The following is a 20,331-nucleotide window of genomic DNA, read 5'->3' on the forward strand; positions in this document are numbered from 1 at the left end:
GGGCAAGGTGCGCCAGACCGATCCGGGGCGGGTGATGATCTCGCGGGCGTGGGCGGCGGTGACCCAGCCGTGGCCGGGGAGCTCGCAGGCGGTGTCGCTCTCGCCGGTCGCGACCTCGAACGGCACGACGATCCACGCCAGCGCCGCCGCCCCGCCGGACACCGCGCCGGATGCGGCACCAGGCGCCGGAGCGGGGACGTCCCCGACCGTGGGTCCGGCTGTGGGTCCGGCCGTGGGTCCGGTTGTGGGTCCGGCTGTGGGTCCGGCTGTGGGTCCGGGGTGGCCGGTGGCGTGCAGGAGGGCGTGGGTGGCGAGGTCGGCGCGGAGCTGGTCGAGGGTGCGGGGGTCCCCGGCCCCGCGCCGGCCACGCGCGTGCGTGTCGAGGCGGTCCAGGACCGTGGCGATCGGTGGCGGCGTCGGTGGTGACGGTGAGACAGCCCATCCCGTCCTGTGTGAGGCGGCCGAAGACCCCGCGCCGGGACCGGGTGGCGCGTGCCGCTCCTGGCTGCCGCGGGCGTCGACCGACGCGACCGCCCGCCGCAGCCGCGCGGTGAACGTCCGCTGCGGCACGGGTCGACCGTCGCGGGACGGGGCGAGCACGGCCTCGGCGACGGTGGTCACGTCCGGATCCGGCAGCTGCGCGGTCTCGGACGCGACCTGCAGCGCACGGTGCAGCGAGGTCGCCCCGGCGCGCAGCGCGCCCAGGACGACCCGGTGCCGGCGCGGCGCGGTCGCCAGGGACAGCCGGCGGGCGACCTCGCCGGTGCCGACCCCGGTCGCGAGGGCGATCTCCTCGGTCACGACCCGGTCCGGGCAGACCCGCGCGGACACCCGGGCGACGGCGCCGGCGGGGAGGGCGTCGATCTGCTGGGCCTCGATGGTGCGCAGCGCGCCGTAGGAGGCGAGCAGGTCGGCCTCGAGGCGCGCCTTGGCGACCTCGAGCGCCTCGATCTCGGCCAGCACCCGCTCACCGGCACGCGCGAGCTCCTCCAGGGCCGTCGCCGCCTCCGCGCGGGCGTCGGCTCGCAGCCGCGCCAGCACCGGGTCCAGCGAGCGCGCCAATCGGTCCAGGTCGGTCGACCACGCCACCCGAACGGAGGTCCAACGTCCGCCCGAAGGCGCACCGGACAGCTCGACCGGCGACGGGGTGAACGGCACGGGCCCCTCCTCTCGATGGCGTCCCAATGCCTCAATGAGAACACGTGTTCGAGGGCCTTTCAAGGGCTGCTGGCAAATCTGTGGATAGCCAATTCGACTGCACCCCAGGGGATCTCACCCGTTCTAGCAACGCCGTAACGATCCCTCCCCGATTGCGCCTGCGTCGGCGCGTCCACGATGAGGACAGCGGCTCCCACCTGGCGGACACGCATACGTACACTCGCCGGTAGGTCATGAGCGCCAGCGACAAGCCCCGGCTCGCTGGCCGGCAACCCTCCAACCGCGGTGGGGTGCCCCGGGTGAAGACCTGGCCCGTCGACGCCACCGGCGCTCGGGCAAGCGCGGAGAGCCTCTCTCCCGCACCGACCCGTCGGTGCGCCGGGCCCGGTCACGCGGGGCCCTGGTCATCGACACGACCCAGGAAGAGCAGGAACGACCGATGACCGAGCCCAATTGGTCCTTCGAGACCAAGCAGATCCACGCCGGCCAGTCCCCCGACAGCGCCACGGGCGCCCGGGCGCTGCCGATCTACCAGACGACGAGCTACGTCTTCAACGACACCGACCACGCCGCGAACCTCTTCGGGCTCAAGGAGTTCGGCAACATCTACACCCGCCTGATGAACCCGACGACCGACGTCGTCGAGCAGCGCATCGCGGCGCTCGAGGGTGGGGTGGGCGCCCTTCTCGTCGCCTCGGGCCAGGCCGCCGAGACGCTCGCCGTGCTCAACATCGCCGAGGCTGGAGACCACGTCGTCGTCTCCCCCAGCCTCTACGGCGGCACCTTCAACCTCTTCAAGCACACGCTGCCGAAGTTCGGCATCGAGGTCGGCTTCGTCGAGGACCCGACGTCGATCGACTCGTGGCGTGCGGCGATCCGGCCCAACACCAAGCTCCTCTTCGGCGAGACCATCGCCAACCCCAAGAGCGAGATCCTCGACATCGAGGCGGTCGCGGCCCTCGCGCACGAGCACGGTGTCCCGCTCGTCGTCGACAACACCGTCGCGACGCCCTACCTCATCCGCCCGATCGAGTGGGGCGCCGACATCGTCGTGCACTCGGCGACCAAGTACCTCGGCGGCCACGGGACCTCGATCGCCGGCGTCATCGTCGACTCGGGCAACTTCGACTTCGGCGCGGACCCCGAGAAGTTCCCCAACTACAACACGCCCGAGGAGAGCTACCACGGGCTCGTGTTCGCCCGCGACCTCGGCGTGGGCAGCCCCCTCGGCGCCAACCTCGCGTTCATCCTCAAGGCACGGGTGCAGCTGCTTCGAGACCTCGGCCCGGCCGCTTCGCCCTTCAACGCCTTCCTCATCGCGCAGGGCATCGAGACGCTGTCGCTGCGCATCGAGCGTCACATCGAGAACGCGCACCGGGTCGCCGCCTACCTCCAGGGCCACGACCAGGTGGAGAAGGTCGTGTGGGCGTCCTTGCCCGACAGCCCGTTCCACGCCCTCGCGGAGAAGTACACGCCGCGCGGCGCCGGGGCCGTGCTCTCGTTCGAGATCGAGGGCGGGCTCGAGGCCGGCAAGAAGTTCGTCGAGGCGCTGACCCTCCACAGCCACGTCGCCAACATCGGCGACGTGCGCTCGCTCGTCATCCACCCCGCCTCGACGACGCACTCGCAGGGTCCCGACGAGGACCGCCTCGCCGCGGGCGTGACGCCCGGCCTCGTGCGCCTCTCGGTGGGCATCGAGCACATCGACGACATCGTCGCCGACCTCGAGCAGGGCTTCACCGCCGCCAAGGCCTGACACCGCCCGAAACCGGGCTGAAGCGGATCGGCACGGCTGGCACGATGGCAGCCATGCCGATCCGCTACCCCGCCCCGCTGCGCCCCGGCGACCGGATCGGCGTGACCTCGCCGAGCTCCGGCGTCTCCGACGCCCTCTGGGGGCGGTTCGCGTATGCCGTCCAGTGCCTCCGTGACCGCGGCTTCGAGATCGTCGTGGGCGAGCTCAACCACGCGCCCACCCACGTGAGCGGGCCGCGCGAGGCGCGCGCCGACGAGCTCATGTCGATGCTGCTCGACCCGAGCATCCGCGCGGTCGTCCCGCCGTGGGGCGGCGAGACGGGCATCGACCTGCTCGACCTGCTCGACCTCGACGCGGTCTCGGCGGCCGAGCCGACGTGGTGCGTCGGCTTCTCCGACACGTCGACGTGGCTGACCCCGCTCACCCTGACCACGGGCATCGCGACGATCCACGGGCAGAACCTCATGGACACCCCGTTCGCCGTGCCGGACGGCATACTCCACTGGGTCGACGTCGCCTCCGCCGCCGCAGGTGCGGAGCTGCGCCAGCACTCCCCCGGGCGGCACCGCACCGGCGGCTGGGACGACTACGCCGGCAACCCGACGGTCTCCGAGATGACCCTCGAGGGGCGCGGCACGTGGACGCGCATCGACCCGGGTCACGAGGACGAGCCGGCCAGCTTCTCGGGCCGCCTCGTCGCCGGCTGCGTCGAGACGGTGAGCTTCCTGGCCGGCGGGCGCTTCTCCGACATGGGTGCCTTCGCGCGGGACCACGCGCCCGAGGGCGTCGTCGTGCTCCTCGACATCTCCGAGTGGAGCTCCTACGACATCTGCCGGGCCCTGCACGCCATGCGCCTGCGCGGCTGGTTCGACGCCGCCACGGGCGTCCTCGTCTCACGCACCCATGCGCCCGAGCCGCACGGCTTCACCCAGCACGCGGCCGTCGTCGATGCGCTCGGGATGCTGGGCGTGCCGATCCTCGCCGACGTCGAGTGCGGGCACGTGCAGCCGTTCCTCGCTCTCGTCCAGGGCGCCACGACCAGCGTGGTCCACGACGGGGACCTGCACGACGTCACGCAGCGCCTCTCCTGAGACCGCCGACGGCTCGGCTCAGCCGACGACCTCGTCGACGAAACACCAGCGCCACGCCTCGCCCGGCTCGATGGAGCGCATGACGGGATGCTGCGTCTCGTGGAAGTGCGCCGTGGCGTGCTTCATCTCCGAGGAGTCGCAGCAGCCGACGTGCCCGCACCGGAGGCACAGACGCAGGTGCACCCACGTCGTGCCGTCGCGCAGGCACTCCTCGCACCCCTCGGGCGTGCGCGGCTCGACGCACGAGTCGGTCTCCTGCAGGTGCTCGCACGGGGCCTCGATGGTGTCCACGGGCAACATCTCACTCTCTGCCAGACGGCTCTCCTGGTCGTCGATGCGGTCGAGCATGGTCTCTTCCAGGTCGAGGCTGCTGAGGACGACGCGGAGCACGACCTGGTCGGCCCGCCCCTCGTCGCGCAGGCGCAGGACCTCGTCGCGCTCGGCCTGCAGCATCTGCAACCGGGCCCGGCAGTAGCGGGCGCTCGGCGTCTCGTCGTCGTTGCCGCTGCGCGGCCCGAGCCGCTCCCACATCTGGTTGAGCCGGTCCTCGGAGCGCGACTGCAGCATCTCGCGCGTCGCCTCGTCGACGTCGTCCATGCGGTCGAGCGCGTCGAGGCCCGAGCGCGTCGCGGCCTGGAGCACCGTCGCCGCCTGGAGCGCGTCCTCGCGGGGGTCCGGCCCCCGCACGTCGAGCCAGCGGGCCAGTGCCGGCAGCGTCGCGCCCTGGATGAGCAGGGTGCCGATGGTGACGACGACGGCGATGAGGACCAGCACGTCGCGGTGCGGGGTCTCCGGCGGCAGGAGCAGGGCCGCGGCGAGGGTCACCACGCCACGCATGCCGGCCCACGACAGCACGACGGTGTGGGACCACGGCGCGTGTGCCTCGATGCGGAACACGCGCGTCCTGAGGAATCGGAACGGCACGATCCAGAGCGGCCGGAGGAGCAGGACGGCGACGAGCGTGCCGACGGCGGCGAGCGTGATCTGCCCGGCCGACAGCGGGGAGCTTCGGACCTCGGCGAGGACGTAGAAGACCTGCAGGCCGATGAGGAGGAAGACGGCGTTCTCGAGGAGGAACTGGATCGAGCTCCAGTTGATCCGCTCGCTGAGGCGCGAGGCCCCCGTCTGGGTCCGCGGCGACTTGTGGCCGAGCACGAGGCCTGCCGTGACGACGGCGATGACGCCGGAGGCGTGCAGCTCCTCGGCAGGGACGTAGGCCGCGAAGGGCACCATGAACGACAGCACCGTGTCGAAGGCCGGCTCGGTCGAGAAGTGCCGGCGCAGCACCGAGACGACGAGTGCGACGACGACGCCGATCGCGATGCCGCCCACCGACGCCCAGGCGAAGTCGAGCACGACACCGCCGAAGGTCACGCCGTTGGAGGCCAACCCCGTCGCGAGCCCGGCCGCGGCGAGCGCCGTGCGCAGCGACACGAGCGCCGTGGCGTCGTTGACGAGCGACTCGCCCTCGAGGATCGACACCAGGCGCCGCGGCAGCCCGATACGGCGGCCGACCGCCGTCGCCGCGACCGCGTCCGGCGGCGCGACGACCGCACCGATCGCGAAGGCGACCGCGAAGTCGAGGCCGAGCGCCCACTGCAGGAAGAGCGCCACCCCGAGTGCGGTGAAGAGCACGAGCCCGACCGACAGGCTGAGGATGACTGCCCGGTTGTTGCGGAAGTCGACGAGCGATGTCTGGATCGCGGCGGCGTACAGCAGGGGCGGGAGGATGCCGAGCAGCACGACGTCAGGGCTCAGGGCCACCTCGGGCACGAACGGGAGGTAGGACCCGAGGATGCCGATGACGATGAGGACGATCGGCGCCGGCAGGTCGAACCGGTCGGCGAGCCACGACCCGCCGAGCACGGTGGCTGCGATCGCGAGCAGCCCGATGGCGATCTCCACGACGACATCCTGCCCCACACGGGTCGTGGTTGCGTCGGCCGTCCGCGCGTCAGGCGAAGAAGGTGCGCACCGCCGCGATGACGCGGTCCTGGTCGGCCTCGGTCAGCTCGGTCGCGCAGGGCAGCGAGAGGCCGCGGGCGAAGAGCCCGTCGCCGACCGCCCCACCGAGCAGCGGCGCCGACAGGAAGGGCGGCTGCGCGTGCAGCGGCCGCCACAAAGCCCGGGCCCCGACGCCGGCCCCGTTGAGGTGGGCCAGGAACTCGTCACGACCGCGCCCGTCGGCCTCTGGTACGAGGACCGAGTAGAGCCAGTACGTCGCGTCGAGTCCCTCGACCCGCGGCGGCAGGACGAGCGGGAGGTCGGCGAACGCCGCGTCGTAGCGGGCCGCGATGCGGTGCTTGGCGGAGACGAACTCGTCGAGCCGCTCGAGCTGGGCGAGCCCGAGCCCGGCAGCGATGTTGGTGAGCCGGTAGTTGTAGCCGACCTCGTCGTGGAGGTAGCCGACGTCAGGCACCTTCGCCTGGGTCGTGAGGTGACGGGCGCGTGCGGCGAGGTCGTCGTCGTCGGTGACGATCATGCCGCCACCGCCGGTGGTCGCGATCTTGTTGCCGTTGAAGGAGAAGCAGCCGATGCGGCCGACGGTGCCGGTGTGCCGCCCGGCGTAGGGACCGGACGTCCACGTCGCCCCGAGCGACTCCGCGGCGTCTTCGAGCACGGGTATGCCGTGTCGCTCGCAGGCGTCCATGAGCGGTCCCATGTCGGCGGGCTGCCCGAGCACGTGCACGACCTCGACGACGTTCGGCTGGGCCTCCCCCGCGGCGGCGCGGCGGTCGAGCTCGGCGGCGAGCAGGGCCGGGTCGATGTTCCACGTCGTCGTCTCGGCGTCGACGAGCACCGGGCGGGCGCCGCAGTAGGCGATCGGGTTGACCGAGCCGACGAAGGTGAAGTCGGAGCAGACGACGTCGTCGTCGCGCCCGACCCCGAGCAGGAGCAGGCCGATGTGGATCGCGGCCGTGCCGGTCGCGCAGGCGATGGCGTGCTTCGACCCGACCCGCGCGGCGAAGCGCCGCTCGAACTCCGAGACGAAGGGACCGACGGACGAGACGAAGCCGGACTCCACGGCCTCGAGGACGTAGCGCCGCTCGAGCTCGCCGATGTTGGGCACCGCGAGCGGGATCGTCCCTTCGGGCCCGCGGGCTCCGGGAGCGTGGGCCTCGGTCACCGGTGGTACCGCCCGGCGGTCTCGGGGTCGACGCGCGGCCGCAGCCACTCCGCCGTGGCCGACAGGCCCTCCTCGAGCGACACGGTGGGCGCCCAGCCGAGCACCTCGTTGGCGAGCGACGGGTCGGACAGCAGGATCTGCACCTCGGACCCCTCGGGGCGGATGCGGTCGCTCTCGGTGACGATCTCGGCGTCGCTGCCGGTGACCTTGCGGCACAGCTCGACGACGTCGCCGACCGAGACGGTGCGCCCGGTGCCGAGCTGGATCGTCGTGCCGGGCGCGACGTCGGCGAGGGCGGCGCGGACGAAGCCGTCGGCCGTGTCGGCCACGAAGGTGAAGTCGCGCTTGGGCGTGAGGTCGCCGAGCTTGAGCTGGCTCGCGCCCGCGAGCAGCTGGGACAGGACGGTCGGGATGACGGCGCGCGTGGACTGTCGGGGACCGAACGTGTTGAACGGGCGCAGCGTCGTCACCGGCGTCTCGAAGGACAGGGCGTAGGACTCGCACATCTTGTCGGCCGAGATCTTCGTCGCCGAGTAGGGCGACTGGCCGCGCAGCGGGTGCGCCTCGGTGATCGGCACCGACTCCGGCGTGCCGTAGACCTCGGACGTCGACGTGTTGACCATCCGCGGTGTCCCGTGACGGCGGACGGCCTCGAGGACGTTGAGCGTGCCGATGACGTTGGTCTCGACGTAGGAGCGGGGAGCCACGTAGGAGAACGGGATCGCGATGAGGGCCGCCAGGTGGAGCACGACGTCGACGCCCTCGGTCGTGGCCATGACGTGCTCGGGGTCGCGGATGTCGCCGAGGACGACCTCGGCCTGCCCGTCGCGCACCGCGGCCTTGAAGACGTCGGACTCGTCGAGCCAGCCCGTCGACCCGTTGGAGTTGTAGAGGCAGAAGGCCCGCACGTGCGCCCCGTCGGCGACGAGCCGCTCGACGACGTGCGACCCGATGAAGCCGTCGGAGCCCGTGACGAGGACGGTCTTGCCGGCGACGGACCCCTCGACGGGCCTCGCGGTCAGCTCGATGTCGGGGACGTCAGCGTTGGTGCTCAGGCCGGAAAGTGTTGTCACAGCTGCCTTTTCGTCGTTCATGTGTGCTCGTATGCCGTCAGCCACGTCGTGCGCGTCGGTGCCGGTCACGGGGATGCTCATGTCTCACCCTTCGCGCGGGCGAGGTCCTTGGGGGTGCCGACGTCGATCCAGTCGTTCTGGATCGGCCACGCCGTCACCGGCTCGTCGCGCTCGAGACACGTCTCGACGAGGCCCGGCATCGTGCTGGCCCGCCCGGTGGGCAGCCAGGCGAGCGCGCGGGGCTCGACGGCATACACGGCGGCGTTGATGTCGAAGCTCAGCGTCGGCTTCTCCGAGACGCCGGTGACGCGGCCGTCGGTGCTCTCGACGACACCGAAGGGCACCTCGTGCTGGTAGGTGCGGGTCGCGACGGTGACAGCGGCGCCGGTGCGCCGGTGCGCGTCGAGGAGGTCGCCCGCGTCGAACTCGACCATGAGGTCACCGTTCATGACGAGGACGGCGTGCTCGAGGTCGGGTCGCTCGTCGCGCAGGAGCGTCAGCGAGCCGGCGGTGCCGAGCGGGCGGTCGGGGTCCTCGCGCAGGTAGCGCACGGTGCACCCGAGACGCGAGCCGTCGCCGAGGTGCTCCTCGATCTGCTCGGCGAGGTAGTTGACGCTGACGTAGATCTCGCGGATGCCGTCACCGACGAGGCCCAGGACGATCCACTCGAGGATCGAGCGTCCCGCCACGGTCATGAGCGGCTTCGGGGTGTCCTTGGTCAGGTCACCGAGGCGGGTGCCGCGGCCACCGGCCATGACGACGGCGACGTTGGGCAGCGGCGCCGACCCGACGACGTCGGAGAGCGTGTGCAGGCCCACGAGGGTGCGGTCGTCGGCGAGCTCGGGCACCGCCGAGATCCGCAGCGCCTGCATGAGGTCGAGCACGAGCGCCCGAGGCGACCCGGCCGCGACGAAGTGCGGGGTGCGGGTCGCGTGGTCGAGGGCGACGTCGTCGAGGCTCGTGCCCTTGAGGAAGGCACGGCGCAGGTCGCCGTCGGTGAGCAGCCCGGCGAGGCGGTTGTCGTCGTCGACGAGCAGGCACACGAGGTTGCCGCTGCGGTCGACGACCTCGAGGGCGTCCCGGATCGTCGCGGTGGTCGGCGCGCAGGCCGCGCGCAGGTCTCGCGCCGTCACTCCTCATCCTCCTCGTTCGTGTCGCCGTCCCACTGCCGGCCCGGAGTCGGCGCCGGCGCGAGGTCCACGAAGTGCTTGGACCGCGGGGCGAGCGCCGCTGTCCGAACGATATCGAGGATGGCGGCGCTGGCCGTACCCGTGCCGTAGGGGTTGGCGACGTGGGCCGAGTGCTCCCGCCACCGCGGGCTGAGGGCCGTGCCCAGCGCGGCCTCGACCGCGTCGCGCCCCTCTGCAGCGTGCACGACGTTGTCGCCCCGGAGGCGACCCCGCTGGCGCTCGCCGATGTCGACGGCGGGCACGTGCAGCGTCGCCGCCTCGATGACGCCCGAGCTCGAGTTGCCGACGACGACGTCGCTGGCGGCGAGGACGCGTGGGTAGTCCCGGCCCAGGGCGGCGACGAGTCGCAGCCGCGGCTCGCGCTCGGCGAGGGCGGTCAGCTCCGTGAGGATCTCGTCGCGTCCCTCGTCCATGCCCGGGTGGGTGGCGACGACCGTGCCGCACGTGGCCAGGACCGCCTCGGCCGCCTCTCGGGCCCACTCCCCGACCGGCGCGCCCCGCTGGGCGGTCGGCGGGTGGTAGGTGAAGAGCGCGAGCGGCCGCTCCACGGCCGTTCCGAGCAGCTCGCCGAGGTCGGCGTCGGAGATCGGCGACGCGGTCGCCAGCCGGTCGAGGCCGGGCGCCCCGGTCACGTGGACCCGGTCGGCCGGCTCGCCGAGCTGTCGCACTCGCGCCGCGGCGTCCTCGGACGCGACGCAGTGCTGGTCGGCGAGCTTGGTGACCGCGTGGCGGACCCGCTCGTCGAGCGCCCCCTCCGTCACCTCTCCCCCGTGCAGGTGCACGACCGGCACGCCGAGCAGGACGGCCGCGGGCACGACGTAGAGCAGCTCCCACCGGTCGCCGAGCACCACGAGGACGTCGACGTGCTCGTCGCGCAGCGCTCGGCCGGCGGCGCGGGCGAGCACCGCGCCCTGCTCGAGCTGGGCGTCGACGGTCACCTCGGTCATCGGCTCGGCGAGCGGCACGACCGCCGCGCGCCACGCGTCCGCCGTGGCACTCGCGGGCAGGGCGGCGACGAGGTCGTCAGCGGCATACATGACCCCCGTCAGGACGCGCAGGGTCACGTCGTCGACCGACTGCAGCGCCTCGAGGACGGGCGACAGCGGTCCGAGGTCGGCGCGGGTGCCGACGAAGACGGCGACCGTGGGCAGAGGGGTCATCGTGCGGGTCAGCCGGCGAGGTCGGCGTCGGTCACGGGGGCCCCGGCCTCGACGGGACGGGCCAGGACGCGTCCGCGGATGTCGACGGCGGGGCTGACGCCGCCCTCGGGGCGCAGCAGCTGGAGGTCGGTGCCCGCGAGCTCGGTGCCGGCCGGCATCGCGCGCGCGGCGTGCCAGGAGCGACGCACGAGGACGGCGTTCTCCTCCTCAGACGGCATGCGCACCTTGACGCCGTCGCCGAGCGCGCGGGCGAGCTGCTTGGTCGTCGCGACGTACTCGGTGAGGGCCTCGGGCTCGAGGCTGGCGAGGTGGTCGGGTCCGGGCAGCGTGCGGTCGCTCGTGAAGTGCTTCTCGAGGATCGGCGCGCCGAGCGCCACGGCGCCGAGGGCCGTCGTGAGCCCGGGCGTGTGGTCGGACCACCCCACGGGTATGCCGTGCAGCTCGGTCAGGCGTGGGATGACCCGCAGGTTGCACTCCTCCACCGGCGCCGGGTAGGCCGACACGCAGTGGAAGAGGACGAGACCCGGCGCGTCGGCACAGGCCTCGACGGCCGCCTCGACCTCGTCCTGGGTGCCCATGCCGGTCGAGACGAGCAGCACCACGCCGAGCTGCGACATCTCGCGCAGGTAGGGCAGGTTCGTCAGCTCGCCCGAGCTCACCTTGAGCGCGGGCAGGCCGAGCTCGACGAGCATCTCGGCGCTGTCGAGGTCGAAGGGGGTCGACAGGAAGGTCGTGCTGGCCTCGGTCGCGTGGTCGCGCAGCTCGACCCAGGCCTCCTTGGGCAGGGTGAGCGCCTCGAGCAGGCTGCGCTGGTCGGTGCTGCCACCCCGGTCGCGCTGGTAGGGCGTCGTCGCCGCCGCCGACGAGACGAGCTTGTCGGGCGAGAACGTCTGGAACTTCACGGCGTCGGCGCCAGAGGCCACCGCGATGTCGACGAGGCGGTGCGCCAGGTCGATGTCGCCGTTGTGGTTCACGCCCGCCTCGGCGATGAGGTAGACGTCGCCGGGAGTGGGGACGTCGACGTCGCCGATCGCGACCGGCGTGACGGCGTTCAGGTGGTCGCTCATGCAGTGCCTCCAGGCGGGCGGGTGTCGGGGGTGCTGCGGGGGTCGCGCGTCTCGGCGGGGACTCCGACGACGGTCTCCCCGTCGGCGACGCGCGCGGTGACCACGGCGCCCGCGCCGACGGTGACGCCGGCTCCGACGGTGACGCCCGGCAGGACGCGCGCGCCGCTGCCGACGAGAGAGCCGTCGCCGACGGACGCCGCCCCGAGGAGCACGGCGCCGGGCGCGATGTGGGCACCGTCGCCGACCGTGCAGTCGTGCTCGACGACGGCGCCGGTGTTGACGACGACGGCGACACCCAGACTGCTCGCGGCTCCGACGTGCGCGTGCTCGAGCACGACGCAGCCGGCACCGAGGACGCTGCGGGGTGAGACGGTGGCCGTCGCGGCGACGACCGGGGGGACGGGCAGTCCGCGGGCCACGAGCTCTCGGACGAGGCGGGCGCGAGCCGGGTTGGCGCCGATGGCGACCACGGCCTGCAGCCCCTGCGCCTCGATCAGCTCGAAGGCCGCGCGGTCGTCCGAGAGCACGTCGACGTGCCAGCGCTCGCCGCCCGGGGCCGCGCCCGAGACCGTGCCCGAGACCGCGACGACGGTGTGCCCGGCTCGCTCGAGGACGTCCACGACCGAGCGCGCGTGGCCGCCCGCGCCGAGGACGACCCAGCCGGCGCCGCCCGCCGTCACGTCAGGCCGTCCCGATGACCCAGCGACGCCGCGGCCTCGCCGAGCGCACCGCCGACCTTGCGGATGTTGTCGGGCTCCAGCACGGCGGGCACGCGTGGCGGGTCGAGCACCAGTCCCTCCCACGAGTTGCGCACGTAGCCGTGGACGAACCACTCGTCGATCGAGGCCTGGTCGGCACGCAGCGACTCCCAGCCGCGGTCGGCGACGAACTGCGTCAGGTCGTCGGGCGAGTCGAGCCGGGCCACGTTGCCCAGGCCGCTCCAGGGCATCTCGGCCCCGGTGACGACCGGCAGCCCGAGCAGCCCCGCCTCGAGACCGACCGTGCCGGTCGCGGTGACGGTGAAGACCGCCTGCTTCATCAGCTCACGGGAGTCGGCGAACGGGTCGATCGTCGCGATGTTGGGGTGCGCGTCGAACTGCGGCCAGTAGTCGGGGTCACGCCGCCACATGAAGTGCGCGTGCTCCTTGACGGCGACGCCGATGTCGAGCGGCGCGAGCGCGTCGGCGAGGACGCGTGCGGTGTAGGCCTGGTCGCGCCACTCCTGGCCCATGACGTCGGCGCTCGACTCCGGCTGCACCTGCAGCGGCAGGAAGACGAACTTCTCCGGCACCGGGTCCCAGCGTCGGTCCTGGTACTCGCGCAGGTTGAGGCGGGCCTTGACGGGGTTGAGCCACGGCAGCCGCGCGTAGTCGGAGGGCCGTGGCAGCTGGAGGTTCGCGCCCCGGTCGACGGCGAACTCCTTGATGCGGTCGCTCGCGAGGCGCCAGATCTCCTGGCCGTTCTCGACCTGCAGGTTGCGGGCGAAGCCCATCGGGCGCCCGTGCTCGGCCCGCCACGTGTCGATGAACGCCTGGCCCGCTGCCACCGCCGACGGGTCCTCGACCTGCCGCTCCCACAGGGTGATCCCCTTGGGCGCGCCGATGAGGCCGAAGCGGTCGGACGGGAGGCGGATGCCGCGTGGCCAGGTCGCGAGGCCGCCGTGGTGGGTCACGAGGCCCGCCGTGAGCAGCTCGGAGGTCACGGTGAACTCGACGAGGGCGAGCACGGGACCGCGACCCTCGATGGCCGCCTCGAGCTCCTCGGCGGCGAGGTTGAGGAAGTTCATCGCGGTGTCGACGCGGTTGCGGCGCAGCGCCCGCTCCGACACGAGCAGGTCGAGCGGGTCGAGGCCGACGCCGGCACAGGCCCGCTTGAGAGCCGCGTGGGGCGCGAGGCCACTGACGACGTTGGCCTTGCGCGCTGCGGCATACGGCAGCCGGACGGTCGTGGCACGCGGCGCGTGCTTGCGCACCCACGCGAGGTTGGCGTCCGTCCGCACGACGAGCACGAGGTCCTTCGTCTCGAAGCCGGCGTGCACGAGGGCCGGCACGAGGAGGTCGTCGTAGCCCAACCCCATGTGGACGAGCGGTGTCACCACGAAAGCGTCTCTCCTGCGTGTCGGTGCGTGCCGGATCGAGGCGAGCCGGGCGAGCGCCCCATCCTATCCGCGCAGCGTGCGCAGGATCCGCGGCGCGACGGCCACGGCCGCCGCCCCGACGAGGACGGTGAGGGCGACCCGCACCCACGCGGCCGGTCCGTCCAGCGGCAGCACGGCACCGACGAGCGCGAGGGCGACGCCGGCGAGCGCCACCGCGGCCACCCGGGGAGGCCACCGCAGCGGCGAGTGGGTCCGGGCGAACCACGTCGTCAGCGCCATGAGCACGACGTAGCCGGCGGCCTTCGCGATGGCCACGCCGACGACCCCGCCCGTCGAGCCGGCCCGTGGGGCGAGCCACAGGGCGACGAGGACGAGCACGGCGAGTGCCACGAGGGCAGCCCACGCGAGCCGGCCGGTGCGCTCCGCGTCGAGCACGGCCAGCGAGGAGCCCTGGTAGAGCATGTACGACACCGAGACGGTGCAGATGACGCCGAGCGCGCCGACCATCGCGACGTGGTCGAAGCCGGGGTCGGCCATGACGGCGACGAGCCAGGGCCCGAGCAGCGCCACCCCGGCCGCTCCCGCGGCGACGACCGTCGTCAGCGCGGTGCCGGTCCGGGCGGTCCAGGCCCAGCGGCGCTCCAGGGGGTGGGAGAGCACGAGGGGACCCCACGCGTTGAAGAGGGCGACCGCGAGGACGAAGGGCATGTTCCCGAGCTGGAGGGCCACCTGGTAGCTGCCGGCGCCGGCCTCCCCGACGAGGATGCGGGCGAGCAGGACGTCCCCCGAGAGCAGCCCGAGCATCGCGGCCGCCTGCGGCAGGAGCGGCGTCGCCAGGCGGATGCCGGCCCGCACGCGCTCGCGCTCGACGGTGGGCGGCAGCGGACGGCCGAGCACGAGGGCGACGACGGCGGCGAGCACGACGACGACGGCGTATGCCGTCAGGTACGTCTCCGCGGTCGGCTCGGTGCGCGAGGCGAGCAGTCCCGCGAGCTGCGCGCCGACGGTCGCGAGCACGGCGAGCGCGAGGAACCCCCACGGCTGCAGCCGGGCCCGCATCAGGGTCTGGCCGGCCACGACGGTCGTCAGCGCGACCGCGGCGACGACGAGCGGCACCCACTGTCCGAGGTCGGCGTGCCCGGTGGCGGACAGGACGAGCGCGAGCAGCAGACCGACGACACCGAGACCGAGGGCGAGCAGCACCATCGTCCCGGCCAGCGCCCTCGCGACCCGCGGACCTTCGGCGCCGCGGTGGTGCTCGCGGAGCACGACCTGGGGCAGGCCCGCCGCGGCGATGGTGCCCACCATCTGCACGACCACGAGACCCGTTGCCACCCGGCCGAACTCGACGGCCCCGAGCACCCGGGTGGCGAAGGGCAGCACGAGGAGCACGCCGAGGCCCTGCAGGGCCGTGCCCACGAGGTAGACCACCGAGTGCGCCCCGAGCGACGCGCCGGGACGGCCGGCGGTGGGCGCGGGGCTTCCGGGCGGGCTCGTCACAGACCCGAAGGTACCGGTGCGCGGCACGCCGACCGGTCAGCCACCCGCCGTCGTGCGCGGCAGGCGACCGCGTCCTCTAGCCTGCAGGTGTGCCCAGCCCGTCCTCCTCGTCGATGCGCGTGGTCGTGCGCGGCTCCGGCTCGATCGGGCAGCGCCACGCGCGCGTCTTCCGGCAGGTCGGCGCCGAGGTCTCCCTGTGGCCGGTCCGCGACCGCGGCGCCGCCCCCGATGCCGCCCCCGATGCCGTCGACGAGGCCACGGGCGCGCGGCTCCTCGACGACTCCACCGGGCCGGGCTCGCTGCGCGACACGCTCGTCGTCGTCGCCACCGACACCTCCCGACACGTGGCGGATGCGATCGCCGCCCTCGACGCCGGCGCGTTCGCCGTCCTCGTCGAGAAGCCCGTCGCGGCGACGGTCGACGACGCCCACGCGCTGCGCGGCCACCCACGGTCCGTCGACGTGTGGGTCGCCGCCCCGCTGCGCGCCCACGAGGCGTTCCGCCACCTGCGCCGGCTCGTGGGGCGCATCGACGGCAGCGCGTCGGCCCACGTGAGGTCCCAGTCCTGGCTGCCCGGCTGGCGGCCCGACCGCGACTACCGCACCTCCTACTCCGCGCGTCCCGACGAGGGCGGCGTGCTGCGCGACATGGTGCACGAGATCGACTACGCCACCGTGCTCTTCGGTCGCCCCGAGCTCATCGGCTCTCGCCTCGAGACCAGCGGGCCGCTCGACATCGAGGCCGAGCAGGCTGCCACCCTGCTGTGGGAGACGGGGCACCCCTTCACGGTCACGGCGCGGCTCGACTACGTCACCCGACCGACGTCACGCGGGGTGGTCGTCCACTCCCACGACGGCATCCTCGAGTGGGACGTCACGCGAGCGATGGTGCGGCACACGACGGCCGACGGCGAGGTCAGCGAGCAGGTCTTCGACCACGACCTCGACCGCGACATCGTCATGGGCACCCAGGCCCGCGCGGCCCTCGACCTCCGGCCGTCGGCACCGGCCGACCAGCGCCTCGCACGCGGAGCCCCCGCCACCCTCGCCGAGGGCATCGACGCCCTGCGCGTGTGCGACGAGGCGCGTGCGACGGGGCTGCACGTGGCCGACCCGGCCGCAGACCCCGAGGACGCCTCGTGACCGACCGCCACCCGCCCCGCGTCCTCGCCGTCATCCCCGCGCGGGGAGGCTCGAAGGGACTGCCGGGCAAGAACATCCGCCCCATGTGGGGACTGCCCCTCATCGCGCACAGTGTCCGCGCCGCTGCCCTGACGCCCGAGGTGACGCGCTGCGTCGTCACGACCGACTCGGCCGAGATCGCCGACGTCGTGCGGGCGCACGGCGGTGACGCCCCCTTCCTGCGCCCGGCCGAGCTCGCGGCCGACGACACCCCGATGGCCCCGGTGGTCCGGCACGCCCTCGAGTGGGTCGAAGGCGACGAGGGCACCGCCTACGACGCCGTGCTGCTCCTCGACCCGACGAGCCCGGCCCGCGTGCCCGCCCAGCTCGCCGAGGCCGTGGCCCGCCTCGCGACGAACCCGGCCCTCGACGGTGTCGTCAGCGTCTCCGAGCCCACCTTCAACCCCGTCTGGGTCGGCGTGCGACCCGATGAGGGGCGCGCCGGGGCCCTGACGCGCTACTTCGAGGCCGGCACCGGGGTGACCCGACGCCAGGAGGTGGGTCGCTTCCTGCGGATCAACGGCAACTTCTACCTCTGGCGCGCCGACTTCGTGCGTCGGCTCGAGTCGTCGTGGTTCGACGAGGGCACCCACGAGGGCCTCGAGATCCCCGAGGCGCAGGCCTTCTCGATCGACGACGAGTACGAGTTCCGGCTCATCGAGTCCCTCATCGGCTCGGGGCTCATCACGTTGCCCTGGCTCGACGTCACCGACCTCGCCGCCGGCACGGGTGCCACCCCGACGAAGGAGAGCCCATGACGAGCGCACCGACCCCGTCCCTCGCGGGTCGCACCGCGGTCGTGACCGGAGGCGCCGGTCCGCTCGGCAGCGTGCTGGCCGACGCCCTGGCCACGGCAGGCGCCCGGGTCGTCGTCGTCGACCTCGACGAGGCGGCCTGCGCCGCGACCTCGAGCGCGCTCCCCGGCTCCGGACACGTGCCGGTCGGGGCCGATCTGCTTGCCCCACCAGGGATCTCGAGCGTCGTCGATGCCGTGCGCGACCTCGGAGCCTGCGACGTCCTCGTCAACAACGCGGCCTTCACCGGCACGTCCGGGGTGCCGGGGTATGCCGTCCCCTTCGACGAGCAGACCGACGACGCCTTCGCGATGGCGCTGGCGCTCAACCTCACCGCGCCCTTCTCGCTCACCCGGCAGCTCGCCCCGCTCCTGCGCGCCTCCGGGCACGGGAGCGTCGTCAACGTCTCGAGCATCTACGGCCTCGTCGGGCCCAACATGGGGCTCTACGAGGGCACCCGGATGGGCAACCCGGCGGCCTACGCCGCGAGCAAGGGCGGCATCGCCCAGCTGACGCGCTACCTCTCGACGGTGCTCGCGCCCGACGTGCGGGTCAACGCGTTCGCGCCCGGTGGCATCGCCCGTGGGCAGGACGACGCGTTCGTCGAGCGCTACGAGCGCCTGACGCCACTGGGGCGGATGGGGACCGAGGACGACTTCCGCGGGGTCGTCACGTGGCTGGCGTCGGACGCGTCCGCGTACGTCACCGGCCAGGTCGTCGCCGTCGACGGCGGCTGGACGGCCTGGTGACGAGCGGCCGACCCGATTCGATGTGTTCTGCGGTCACGGGTGACGGCAGAACACATCGAACGAGGACGAGGGCCCTCAGGCCTTGAGCTCGGGGGCGACCGTCTGCTCGAAGAGCTCGATGCCCGAGCGGTCGTAGGCGGCCTCCGCGAAGTACGTGATGGCATACGTCATCCCGCGTGCCTCCATGTCCTTGAGCATGGTGACGATCTTGTCTGGCGTGCCGACCGCGGGCTGCTTGCGGAGGTCCTCGACTGACGCGGCAGCCTTGTCGTCGGCCACGCCACCCTTGCGGAGCAGCTCACCGTAGAACTGGAGGCGGTCCTCGACGTCGGCGTCGGTCTCGCCGATGACGACGTTGTAGTTGGCCGAGCGCACGATCTCGCCGAAGTCGCGGCCACGGTCGTCGCAGTGGCCCTTGAGGATCGCGCTCTTGTGGTCGAAGCCCTCGGGGCTGCCGTCGAAGTTCGTGTAGTCGGCGTACTCGGCCGCGATCTTCAGCGTCACCTTCTCGCCGCCCCCGGCGATCCACATCGGGATGCCGTTGAGGGCGCTGCCCGGGTGGCTCGTGCCCTGCAGCGGCCGCGGGGCGCAGAGGGCGCCGTCGACCTGGTAGTACGTCCCGTCGAGCGTGGCCGAGCCCTTCGTCCACATGTCGCGGAAGACCTGGACGCCCTCACGGAGGGCACCGAGACGGTCGCCGGCCTTGGGGAAGCCGTAGCCGTAGGCGCGCCACTCGTGCTCGTACCAGCCGGCGCCGATGCCCATCTCGGTGCGGCCGCCGGAGATGACGTCGACGGTCGCGGCCACCTTGGCGAGGTAGGCGGGGTTGCGGTAGGCCATGCACGTGCACATCTGGCCGAGCCGCACCCGGCTCGTCGCGGCGCCGAAGCCCGCCATGAGCGACCACGCCTCGTGCGTCGCCTCGCCCGACGGCTGCGGCGTGGTGTGGAAGTGGTCGTAGACCCAGATGGACTCGTAGACGTCTCCGTCGTCGGCGTGCTTGGCGAGGTTGACCATGGCTTCCCAGTGCTGGGCCGGCTCGATGCCGACGAGGTCCATACGCCAGCCCTGGGGAACGAACATTCCGAATCGCATCCCGCCATCCAACCACGGCCCGCTCGACGCCCTCAGGGTGCGATCCGGGTGCGATCAGCACGCGACCCGCACGGCTCAGCGTGTGAGGATGGCGGCATGAGTCCGCACCACAACGACCCGGACGTCATCCGGGACCTGCTCCACACCCCGGCCGCGTGGGCCGTCGTCGGTCTCGGTGACAACCCCGACCGCACGGCATACCGCGTGTCGCTGTGGCTCCAGCGCGAGCTCGGCATCCGCCTCGTGCCGGTCCACCCGAGCGCCGCGACGGTGCACGGGGCGACGGGCTACAAGACCCTGGCCGACATCCCGGACGGCATGGTCGTCAAGGTCGTCGACTGCTTCGTCAACAGCTCCCGGGTGGGCGCCGTCGTCGACGAGGCGATCGCCGAGCGCGACCGCCTCGGCATCGAGGCGCTGTGGCTGCAGCTCGGGGTCATCGACGAGGACGCGGCCGCCCGCGCCGAGGCGGCCGGGCTCGCGGTCGTCATGGACACGTGCCCCAAGATCGAGTACCCCCGCATCCAGCCCGGTGACGGCGCCTCGGCCGTGACCGACTGACCCGACCGTGGCAGCGGTCGCCCTCCACGTCCGGCGCTGGGGCAGCCCCGGCGAGCCCGCGCCCGTCCTGCTCGTCCATGCCACGGGCGACACCTCGGCGGACTGGGGCGAGGTCGCGACCGGCCTCGCGCACGACGGACTCGTCGTGGCCGTCGACCTGCGCGGGCACGGCGCGAGCCCGTGGCCCGGCAGCTACGCCCTGACAGAGCTCGCCGACGACCTCGTCGTCGTCGCAGCGGGCCTGGCGGCCGAGCACGGCCGGCCGGTCGACGTCGTCGCGCACTCCCTCGGCGGTCTCGTCGCGTGCCTGCTCGCGAGCCGTCGGCCCGACCTCGTGCGACGGCTCGTCCTCGAGGACGTACCGGTGCCGCACCCCCGCGAGCCGCACCCTCCGGCGCGCCCCGACGGCGAGCTCGCCTTCGACTGGGAGGCGGTGCTCCAGGTGCGCGCGCAGTTCGACCGCCCGGACCCCCGATGGCCGCAGGTGGTCGCGGCGGTCACCGCCCCGACGCTCGTCGTGTGGGGCGGACCGAGCAGCCCGATGCCGCCCGAGCACGTCACCGAGATGGCCGAGACCGTCGCCGACGGTCGCCTCGTGCGCATCGACGCGGGACACCTCGTGCACGCCCGCCGGCCGGAGGCGTTCGCGGCTGCCGTGCGCGGCTTCCTCGCACTGCCGGACTGACCGAGGCCGTATGCCGGCCGCCACGGTCCCACGGTCGCCCGCGGCG

18 protein-coding genes and 1 riboswitch are annotated in these 20,331 nt (G+C 73.2%); of the genes, 7 read left to right on the forward strand and 11 right to left on the reverse strand.

The genetic code is table 11. The features are described 5' to 3' along the window. Positions 1–1,158: PT domain-containing protein (locus ASD90_RS22395; protein WP_235506886.1), on the reverse strand; the 1,158-nt coding region annotated here is incomplete at its 3' end. Between the two features lie 229 nt (positions 1,159–1,387). Continuing rightward, a riboswitch (SAM riboswitch) is annotated at positions 1,388–1,506 on the forward strand. A gap of 58 nt (positions 1,507–1,564) precedes the next feature. Here ASD90_RS22395 and ASD90_RS22400 point away from each other — a divergent pair. Further along, positions 1,565–2,914: a bifunctional o-acetylhomoserine/o-acetylserine sulfhydrylase gene (locus ASD90_RS22400; RefSeq protein ID WP_255358601.1), complete on the forward strand. Its 1,350-nt coding sequence runs from the start codon at positions 1,565–1,567 to the stop codon at positions 2,912–2,914. Between the two features lie 53 nt (positions 2,915–2,967). Next, the gene (locus ASD90_RS22405; RefSeq protein ID WP_056761648.1) at positions 2,968–4,005 is read left to right on the forward strand and encodes an LD-carboxypeptidase; all 1,038 of its coding nucleotides are present in this window, start codon (positions 2,968–2,970) and stop codon (positions 4,003–4,005) included. 18 nt (positions 4,006–4,023) lie between these two features. Here the strand turns inward: ASD90_RS22405 and ASD90_RS22410 are convergent, their stop codons facing one another. From ASD90_RS22410 to ASD90_RS22450, 9 genes are all read right to left on the reverse strand, one after another. Further along, positions 4,024–5,910 carry a Na+/H+ antiporter gene (locus ASD90_RS22410; protein WP_056761651.1) on the reverse strand — a complete coding sequence of 629 codons (1,887 nt, stop codon included), beginning with the start codon at positions 5,908–5,910 and terminating at the stop codon, positions 4,024–4,026. 49 nt (positions 5,911–5,959) lie between these two features. Beyond that, positions 5,960–7,132 carry a DegT/DnrJ/EryC1/StrS family aminotransferase gene (locus tag ASD90_RS22415; protein WP_056761654.1) on the reverse strand — a complete coding sequence of 391 codons (1,173 nt, stop codon included), beginning with the start codon at positions 7,130–7,132 and terminating at the stop codon, positions 5,960–5,962. Then, positions 7,129–8,286 (reverse strand): SDR family NAD(P)-dependent oxidoreductase, encoded by a 1,158-nt coding sequence (locus tag ASD90_RS22420; protein WP_200958683.1) that lies wholly within the window; start codon positions 8,284–8,286, stop codon positions 7,129–7,131. Before ASD90_RS22420 ends, ASD90_RS22415 begins: the two co-directional genes overlap by 4 nt. Continuing rightward, the gene (locus ASD90_RS22425; protein WP_056761658.1) at positions 8,283–9,338 is read right to left on the reverse strand and encodes a nucleotidyltransferase family protein; all 1,056 of its coding nucleotides are present in this window, start codon (positions 9,336–9,338) and stop codon (positions 8,283–8,285) included. Before ASD90_RS22425 ends, ASD90_RS22420 begins: the two co-directional genes overlap by 4 nt. Next, on the reverse strand, positions 9,335–10,555 hold the full coding sequence (gene neuC / locus ASD90_RS22430; protein WP_056761661.1) for a UDP-N-acetylglucosamine 2-epimerase: 1,221 nt from the start codon (positions 10,553–10,555) through the stop codon (positions 9,335–9,337). The genes ASD90_RS22425 and neuC overlap by 4 nt, the downstream gene beginning before the upstream one ends. Before the next feature lie 8 nt (positions 10,556–10,563). After that, entirely contained in the window at positions 10,564–11,622 is a 1,059-nt protein-coding gene (locus ASD90_RS22435; RefSeq protein ID WP_056761665.1) for an N-acetylneuraminate synthase family protein, read from the reverse strand. Further along, positions 11,619–12,302: an acetyltransferase gene (locus ASD90_RS22440; RefSeq protein WP_056761667.1), complete on the reverse strand. Its 684-nt coding sequence runs from the start codon at positions 12,300–12,302 to the stop codon at positions 11,619–11,621. The genes ASD90_RS22435 and ASD90_RS22440 overlap by 4 nt, the downstream gene beginning before the upstream one ends. Further along, a complete protein-coding gene (locus tag ASD90_RS22445; RefSeq protein WP_235506887.1) occupies positions 12,299–13,717 on the reverse strand; it encodes a hypothetical protein in 1,419 nt (472 codons plus the stop codon). The genes ASD90_RS22440 and ASD90_RS22445 overlap by 4 nt, the downstream gene beginning before the upstream one ends. A 66-nt stretch (positions 13,718–13,783) precedes the next feature. Further along, entirely contained in the window at positions 13,784–15,220 is a 1,437-nt protein-coding gene (locus ASD90_RS22450) for a lipopolysaccharide biosynthesis protein (protein WP_056761787.1), read from the reverse strand. 89 nt (positions 15,221–15,309) lie between these two features. Here ASD90_RS22450 and ASD90_RS22455 point away from each other — a divergent pair, with 89 nt between their 5' ends. From ASD90_RS22455 to ASD90_RS22465, 3 genes are read left to right on the forward strand one after another with little or no spacing between them, the layout of a single operon-like run. Further along, positions 15,310–16,362, forward strand: coding sequence for a Gfo/Idh/MocA family protein (locus tag ASD90_RS22455; RefSeq protein WP_235506888.1), 1,053 nt, complete (start codon positions 15,310–15,312; stop codon positions 16,360–16,362). Beyond that, positions 16,359–17,159, forward strand: coding sequence for a cytidylyltransferase domain-containing protein (locus ASD90_RS22460; RefSeq protein WP_056761672.1), 801 nt, complete (start codon positions 16,359–16,361; stop codon positions 17,157–17,159). Before ASD90_RS22455 ends, ASD90_RS22460 begins: the two co-directional genes overlap by 4 nt. Then, positions 17,156–17,944: an SDR family oxidoreductase gene (locus tag ASD90_RS22465; protein ID WP_056761675.1), complete on the forward strand. Its 789-nt coding sequence runs from the start codon at positions 17,156–17,158 to the stop codon at positions 17,942–17,944. The genes ASD90_RS22460 and ASD90_RS22465 overlap by 4 nt, the downstream gene beginning before the upstream one ends. Positions 17,945–18,019: 75 nt before the next feature. On the opposite strand, the gene ASD90_RS22470 is transcribed toward ASD90_RS22465, so the two are convergent. Continuing rightward, positions 18,020–19,039 (reverse strand): LLM class F420-dependent oxidoreductase, encoded by a 1,020-nt coding sequence (locus tag ASD90_RS22470; RefSeq protein WP_056761677.1) that lies wholly within the window; start codon positions 19,037–19,039, stop codon positions 18,020–18,022. 96 nt (positions 19,040–19,135) lie between these two features. Between ASD90_RS22470 and ASD90_RS22475 the strand changes: the two genes are divergently transcribed. Both ASD90_RS22475 and ASD90_RS22480 read left to right on the forward strand, forming a co-directional pair. Then, complete coding sequence (locus ASD90_RS22475) at positions 19,136–19,600, forward strand: CoA-binding protein (RefSeq protein ID WP_056761680.1); 465 nt, start codon at positions 19,136–19,138, stop codon at positions 19,598–19,600. A gap of 7 nt (positions 19,601–19,607) precedes the next feature. Further along, positions 19,608–20,285, forward strand: a complete 678-nt coding sequence (locus ASD90_RS22480) for an alpha/beta fold hydrolase (protein WP_056761681.1) — start codon at positions 19,608–19,610, stop codon at positions 20,283–20,285. Positions 20,286–20,331 lie beyond the last annotated feature (46 nt).

Source organism: Terrabacter sp. Root181, assembly GCF_001428505.1.
Taxonomy (GTDB): domain Bacteria; phylum Actinomycetota; class Actinomycetes; order Actinomycetales; family Dermatophilaceae; genus Terrabacter.